7 protein-coding genes are annotated in these 6637 nt (G+C 64.2%); 1 reads left to right on the top strand and 6 read right to left on the bottom strand.

Annotated features, from left to right (window positions below; genetic code table 11):
* Positions 1 to 135 precede the first annotated feature (135 nt).
* From ABIV12_RS06955 to ABIV12_RS06940, 4 genes are all read right to left on the bottom strand, one after another.
* Positions 136 to 996 carry a pirin family protein gene (locus tag ABIV12_RS06955; RefSeq protein WP_348057634.1) on the bottom strand — a complete coding sequence of 287 codons (861 nt, stop codon included), beginning with the start codon at positions 994 to 996 and terminating at the stop codon, positions 136 to 138.
* Between the two features lie 175 nt (positions 997 to 1171).
* Positions 1172 to 1825: a YecA family protein gene (locus tag ABIV12_RS06950; RefSeq protein WP_348057633.1), complete on the bottom strand. Its 654-nt coding sequence runs from the start codon at positions 1823 to 1825 to the stop codon at positions 1172 to 1174.
* Positions 1818 to 2588, bottom strand: coding sequence for an exodeoxyribonuclease III (gene xth, locus ABIV12_RS06945; protein WP_348057631.1), 771 nt, complete (start codon positions 2586 to 2588; stop codon positions 1818 to 1820). Before xth ends, ABIV12_RS06950 begins: the two co-directional genes overlap by 8 nt.
* A gap of 28 nt (positions 2589 to 2616) precedes the next feature.
* Positions 2617 to 4680: a M3 family metallopeptidase gene (locus ABIV12_RS06940; RefSeq protein WP_348057629.1), complete on the bottom strand. Its 2064-nt coding sequence runs from the start codon at positions 4678 to 4680 to the stop codon at positions 2617 to 2619.
* A gap of 107 nt (positions 4681 to 4787) precedes the next feature.
* On the opposite strand from ABIV12_RS06940, the gene ABIV12_RS06935 reads away from it, so the two are divergent.
* Entirely contained in the window at positions 4788 to 5324 is a 537-nt protein-coding gene (locus ABIV12_RS06935) for a gamma carbonic anhydrase family protein (protein WP_348057627.1), read from the top strand.
* A gap of 82 nt (positions 5325 to 5406) precedes the next feature.
* Here the strand turns inward: ABIV12_RS06935 and ABIV12_RS06930 are convergent, their stop codons facing one another.
* Both ABIV12_RS06930 and aroE read right to left on the bottom strand, forming a co-directional pair.
* Positions 5407 to 5724, bottom strand: coding sequence for a YkgJ family cysteine cluster protein (locus ABIV12_RS06930; RefSeq protein ID WP_348057625.1), 318 nt, complete (start codon positions 5722 to 5724; stop codon positions 5407 to 5409).
* On the bottom strand, positions 5721 to 6563 hold the full coding sequence (gene aroE / locus ABIV12_RS06925) for a shikimate dehydrogenase (protein WP_348057636.1): 843 nt from the start codon (positions 6561 to 6563) through the stop codon (positions 5721 to 5723). Before aroE ends, ABIV12_RS06930 begins: the two co-directional genes overlap by 4 nt.
* Between the last annotated feature and the right edge of the window lie 74 nt (positions 6564 to 6637).

The raw sequence follows: 6637 nt of genomic DNA, 5'->3' as shown, positions 1-6637 counted from the left end.
GCGCTGATCGTTGCGGGTTCGATCGTGATGATCGCGTTTTGACGATCACGGTAGGAGCGCCTTCAGGCGCGATGCTCTTGGATCTCGTCAGAAGAACAGCATTGCGGCTGAAGCCCCTCCTGCAATGGTTGTGGATCAGAACCTGCCGGATTGGTAATCGCGCATCGCCTCGGAGATCTGCTCTGGCGTATTCATCACGAACGGTCCGTATTTCGCGACTGGCTCGTTGAGTGGTCGGCCGGCAACGACAATCAGGCGCACGGGTTCATCGGTCGCGGCAATCAGCACGTCGTCGCCGTCGCGCTCGAGCACGGCAAGATCTCCGCGGTCGATCCGCTGCGATGCATCGGCCGCACCGATGTGCGCGCTCCCCGCGTAGACGTATGCGAACGCGTTGTGGCCCGGTTTCAACGACAGCGAAAAGCGTGTACCCGGCGCAAGGGACACGTCCACGTACAGCGGATCCACCGCGACACCGCTGACCGGACCCTCGACGCCGTCGACCGATCCAGCGAGGACGCGCACACGCACGCCGGGTGCCGGCTGGATCTCCGGAATGGACTCGGGCGCGATGTCCTGATAACGCGGCGCACACATCTTTGCGGCGGCGGGCAGGTTCACCCACAGCTGGAAGCCCCACATCAGGCCATCCTGCTGCTCGGGCATTTCCGAATGCACGATGCCGCGCCCGGCGGTCATCCACTGCACGCTGCCCGGCGTCAACAGGCCGGAATTGCCCTGGTTGTCGTGGTGGCGCATGCGACCGGCGAGCATGTAGGTCACCGTCTCGAAGCCGCGGTGGGGGTGATCGGGAAAACCGCCGATGTAGTCGCCGGCCTGGTCCGAGCGGAATTCGTCGAGCATCAGGAACGGATCGAGCATGTCGAGTTCGCGCTGACCGATCACGCGCGTGAGTTTCACTCCGGCGCCGTCGGACGTCGGCTGTCCGCGCACGACACGGGCGACCTGGCGAGTGTGAGTGGACGTTGCGTTCATGACATCTCCGGGCGAGGCAAGGTCGACAAGATGCGACCGCGCCAGCCGGTGGACAAGCGCGCGCCGAGGAACGCAGTGATGTGACGAAGGAAACGATCACGTTGAAACAGCTCGCAGATACGCGAGATCGGTGCGGACGTCCTTCGACCGACCTACGACTCGCCGAGCCCGATTCTCAATGCACCCAACGCCCGCTGCGCCGACGCGGTGGCACCTGGCCGCCTTCGCCGGGAGGCGCGTTCTGTTCCGCAACGCTCAGCGGATGATCGTGCCAGTACTGCGCAACGGCGCCGACTGCCGCAGGAATCTGCGCGAGGCATTCGTCGTACTCGTCGTCACCGAGCGGCGCGAACTCCGCGTCGCTCTCGAACACGCCGTCGTCGATCGCCAGCGCGATGATCGGTCCGAGCAGTTCCATCAGTTCCGAGTCATGCCCGAGGCGGCCTTCCCACACTGGCGCGCGCAGGTCGATTCCGCGGGAAAATCCCTCGCACCAGCCGCGCGCGGTGAATGCGGGCGGACCCTCCTCGACATCGAGCTCGCCGAGAATCGGTTCGTAGCTGCTGGTCTCGAGTTCTGGTGCAATGGCATCGTTGAGGCGCGCGAGGAGGGTGAGTACGCGCTCACCGAGCGACGGATCGACGAACGGCTCGTGCAGGATCTCCGGCAGCCACTCCTCCGGTTTTGCCGGCGTCGGGCCGATCGCCAGTGCCGTCAGGAATCCATGCACGCCATCGAGCAGAAGGTCCTCTTCGCCGCCGTGCGCGCGCAGGAACTGGTCGAGTTCTTCCAGCTCGGTGTCGCTCGGTGAAACCAGCCACTCAGACATTGTCGATTTCCAGCACGACGGGGGTGTGGTCGGACGCGCGCTCCCAGGTTCGCGGCTCGCGATCGATCGATGCGCCTCGACAACGCGAACGCAGAGCCTCCGACGCCAGAATCAGATCGATGCGCATGCCCATGTTCCGGCGGAAGGCAGCTTGTCGATAATCCCACCAGCTGTACTGTCCGTCGTCCTGATTGAACAGGCGGAACGTATCGATCAGACCCAAGTCGTTGATCGCCTTCAGTGCATCGCGTTCCGGCTCCGAACACAACACCTGACCGTGCCACGCCGCAGGATCGTGCACATCGCGATCGTCCGGCGCAATGTTGAAATCGCCGAGGACGACGAGGTGTGGATGACGACGGATTTCCTCGCCGAGAAACGCCGTCACCTTTGCCAGCCAGTCGAGCTTGTATGCGTATTTCTCGCTGCCGACCGCCTGGCCGTTGACGACGTAGAGATTCACGACGCGCACGTCGCCGACGGTTGCACTGAGAATTCGCCGTTGCGGATCATCGAATCCGGCGACGCCATGTTGCACATCGCTGATCGGCAGGCGCGAAAGGATCGCGACACCGTTGTAGGTCTTCTGGCCGGAAAATGCACTTTGATATCCGGCCGCCTGCAACGCCGCCTCGGGGAACTTCGGGTCCTCGAGTTTGGTTTCCTGCAGCGCGAGGACGTCCGGCTGTGCGTCCGCGCACCAGCGCTCCACATGCGGCAGGCGCACGTTGAGCGAATTGACGTTCCAGCTCGCAATTTTCATGGCGCGATGATAACGCAGCGGTGATCCGCTACGCCCCGACCGCCAGACCGTAGCTGCGAAGCAACGCGTCCGGTTGTGGCGCGCGTCCGCGGAATTCGATGAAGCTTTCGAGTGCCGGACGTGACCCGCCGACACTGAGGATCGCCTTGCGGTACGCCTCACCGGTCGCGCGGTCGAACACGCCCGCTTCCTCGAATCGCCCGAACGCGTCCGCCGACAACACTTCGGCCCACAGATAGCTGTAATAGCCAGCGCCGTAACCGCCAGCAAAGACGTGCGTGAAGGCGTGCGGAAAGCGCTGCCACGACGGCGGATGCAGGACCGCCACCTCGTCGCGAACCTCGTCGAGGATTTCCATCGCGCGTGCGCCGCGCGCCGCATCGAATTCGCGATGGATGCGGAAATCAAACAGCGCGAACTCGAGCTGGCGCACCAGGAACAAGCCGGCCTGGAAATGCCGCGCCGCCTGCATGCGATCGAACAATTCCTGCGGCAGACGTTCGCCGGTCTGCCAGTGGCACGCGAACAGATCGAGCGCCTCGCGCTGCCAGCCAAAATTCTCCATCAACTGGCTCGGCAACTCCACTGCATCCCATTCGACGCCGTTGATTCCGGCGATGCCGGGATAGTCGACTTCCGTCAAAACGTGGTGCAGCCCGTGACCGAATTCGTGGAACAGCGTCAGGACGTCGTCGTGCGTCAGCAGCGACGGCGTCGTGGCTGTCGGTGGCGCGAAGTTGCAGGTGAGGAAAGCGACCGGCAGTTGCGTCGAACGTTCGCCACCGGCGTCGCGTGCGAAGCGGTTGACGCAGACATCCATCCACGCACCCCCACGCTTACCGCTGCGCGCGAAGAGATCGACATATGCACCGGCAAACACGCGGCCGTTTGCGTCGAGCAGATCGTAGTAGCGGACGTCCGTGTGCCAGACGTCGACATCGTCACGCCGTCGCAACGTGACGCTGAACACGCGTTCGGTGATCGCGAACAGCCCGTCAATCACGGGGTCGAGTGCGAAGTAGGGTTTCAGCTCCTCCTCGTTCAGCGCGTATTTGCGCTCGCGCAGCTTTTCCGATGCGTACCCGCTGTCCCACGACTGAAGATCGTCGATGCCGAGTTCGGCCTTTGCAAACGCGCGCAGTTCCGCAAGTTCGCGTTGCGCCACCGGCTTTGCGCGGGAGGCGAGATCGCGCAGGAATGCGAACACCGCATCCGGTGACGGCGCCATCTTGGTGGCCAGCGAGTCCTCGGCTGCGTCGGCAAATCCGAGCAGCCCTGCAGCCTCATGGCGAAGCGCAACGATGCGGTCGATGCGTGCCGAATTGTCGTGCGTACCTGCATCCGGGCCCTGGTCCGACGCGCGTGTCTGGTACGCGCGGTACACGCGTTCGCGCAACGACCGGTCGTCGGCGTACGTCAGCACCGCCTGCACGCTCGGCTGTTTCAGCGTGACCCGCCAGCCTTCCTCTGATTTCTCCTGCGCGTATTCGCGCAACACGTCGCGGCCCGATTCCGGAATTCCGGCGACGCCCGCTTCCGCCGTGATCGTTTCGCTCCACGCGTCGGTCGCGTCGAGCACGGCTTCCTCGAATTCGGTCGAGAGCTTCGCCAGTTCATTCGAGATCTCGCGAAACCGCGAACGCGCCGGTTCTTCCAGCGCCACGCCCGAGAGTTTGAAGTCACGCAATTCATTGTCGACCAGGGTTCGCGCGGAACGCGGATACGCCGCCATCGAAGGCGAATCCGCGACCGCCTTCACCGCGGCGTAGAGCGCGCGGTTCTGACCCAGCTCGCTCGCGTGCTCGACGATTTTTTCCTGGGCGGCGGAATACGCCTTGCGCAGTTCGTCCGAATCGGCAACGCCATGCAGGTGCGACACGGGCGCCCACACGCGGTTGAGACGGTCTTCGCATTCCTCACCCGCCAGAATCACGCCGCTGAAATCGCGTGGTGCGTCCGAGGCCAACAATGCCTCGATTCGGGTGCGATAGTCGGCGAGCACCGCGTCGACCGCCGGTCCGACATGCTCGGGACGAATTGCGGAGAAACGTGGAAGAGGAGAGGCGTTGAGCAGCGGATTTTCGGAGGTCATGGCAGCGTTCTGCGCGGAGTCGGACCGACAACGTGGCGGGCAGGCCGGTGAAAATCAAGCGCAGGGGTGCCGTGGAAGCTGCTGCGCAAATCCTCTACCCTCTCGCCATGAATATCCGACCCTATCAAGGCATCACGCCGCGCCTCGGCGCAAACGTCTACGTCGATCCAGGCGCCCATGTCATCGGCGACGTCGAGTTCGGCGATGACACGTCGATCTGGCCCGCAGTCGTTGCCCGCGGCGACGTGCACTCCATCCGCATTGGTGCGCGCACGAATGTGCAGGACGGAACGGTCCTGCATGTGACGCACGCGGGCGAATACACCGAGGAGGGATTTCCACTGCTGATTGGCGACGACGTGACCATCGGCCACGCCGCAGTCGTGCACGCGTGCACCATCCACGATGCCTGCCTGATCGGCATGAACGCAACCGTGCTCGACGGCGCGGTCATCAGCCGCCACAGCATGATCGGCGCCGGCTCGGTGGTGTCCCCGGGCAAGCGGGTCGGCGAAGGCGAGCTGTGGCTCGGCAATCCGGCGCGCTTCGTTCGCAAGCTCTCGGCCGCGGAGATCGAACGGCTGTACTACTCGGCCGCCCACTACGTAAAGCTCAAGAACAACTATCTGAACCCCACTGCATGAGCATGCACGGCGGCATGGTCCTCTGTGCAAGTCGATCACGCTGACGCGACGAAAACGCTGGCGTACGACATCCGCCAGGGTTTCACGCTGCCGGCGAGACCGTTCTGAAGAACGGCAGTCCGATTGAAATCGAATCGACCGGCGACGTCTCCGCTTCAAGGATGGAAAGAATCGCCAGCGCCTCGGAACGATGATCGCCGCACATCGAATGGGCCGGTCGAAGGCGCCGGCAGACGTCCGGACGCTCGGGTCGTCCGAAAATCGCGCAGGCGTAATCACCGACCAGCTGCACGCACGGAATTCCGGCAGGCTTCCCATGCGGCATGCCGGGAATCGGCGAGCTGATCGACGGAGCGATGCAACAGGCACCGCAGCCCACGCGGCATTCGATTGCGGTCACGTGCCATTTTCCGCGGACAGCATTGCGCGAAGCTCCGCGTACACCGGAGCCGTATCCGCGCGATGGTTGTGCCAGATCGAAAAGGATTCCGCGGCTTGCTCGACCAGCATGCCAAGGCCGTCGCAAACGATGCCTGCGCCGGATGCACGCGCCCACGACAGAAACGCCTGCGCTGCTTTCGCGTACGACAGGTCGTAGCACACCGTCGTCGCTGCGGTCAGCGTGAAGGGCAAGTCCAGAGGGGCATCCGAGTGTCCTGCCGACGTCGCGTTGACGATCAGATCGAAGGCCGGCAAGGACGCCAGTTCGCTCATGCCGGAGAAGTCGACACGAACGGAATCATCGATCAGGGTGCGCAGCGAGTGCGCGCGATCGATCGAACGATTGGCGATCAGGAGTTCGGCAATGCCCGCGTCAATCAGCGCGAATGCCGCGGCGCGCGCCGCACCGCCTGCGCCGAGCAGCAATACACGCCGGCCTATCGGGTCGAGCTGCTGGCGCTCGCGCAGGTCGCGCAGCAAGCCGATGCCGTCGGTGCTGTCGCCGTGCCAGTGGTCGCCTTGGCGAACCAGCGTGTTGACGCTGCCCGCGCGACGCGCCCGGTCGCTCAGCGAGGAACATCGCGTCGCCGCGTCCTCCTTCAACGGTAGCGTGACGTTGGCGCCGCGCCCGTCGTCGTCGGCAAACGCGGCAAGTGCCCGGTCAAACCCGGCGCGACCGGATTCGATCGCGCGGTAGTCGACGTCGATGCCAAACTGCGTGCCGAACGCTGCGTGGATGCGCGGCGAGAGCGAATGCGAAATGGGTTGGCCGAAAACGGCGTAGCGGGGTTGCATCAAACAATCGGCTCCGGTTCTCGGGAGTTCCGTGGGAGCGGCTTCAGCCGCGATGCTTTTGGCCGCAGGGGCATCGC

Origin of the sequence: Dokdonella sp. (assembly GCF_039926425.1) — a bacterium.
Taxonomy (GTDB): domain Bacteria; phylum Pseudomonadota; class Gammaproteobacteria; order Xanthomonadales; family Rhodanobacteraceae; genus Dokdonella_A.
Note: the sequence above shows the minus strand (reverse complement) of the source record. Positions and strands in the feature narration are given on the sequence as shown.

Coding starts and splice junctions, on each gene's coding strand:
- ABIV12_RS06940 (WP_348057629.1), bottom strand. CDS start 4,680: ATGACCTCCGAAAATCCGCTGCTCAACGCCTCTCCTCTTCCACGTTTC.
- ABIV12_RS06935 (WP_348057627.1), top strand. CDS start 4,788: ATGAATATCCGACCCTATCAAGGCATCACGCCGCGCCTCGGCGCAAAC.
- ABIV12_RS06955 (WP_348057634.1), bottom strand. CDS start 996: ATGAACGCAACGTCCACTCACACTCGCCAGGTCGCCCGTGTCGTGCGC.
- ABIV12_RS06950 (WP_348057633.1), bottom strand. CDS start 1,825: ATGTCTGAGTGGCTGGTTTCACCGAGCGACACCGAGCTGGAAGAACTC.
- xth (WP_348057631.1), bottom strand. CDS start 2,588: ATGAAAATTGCGAGCTGGAACGTCAATTCGCTCAACGTGCGCCTGCCG.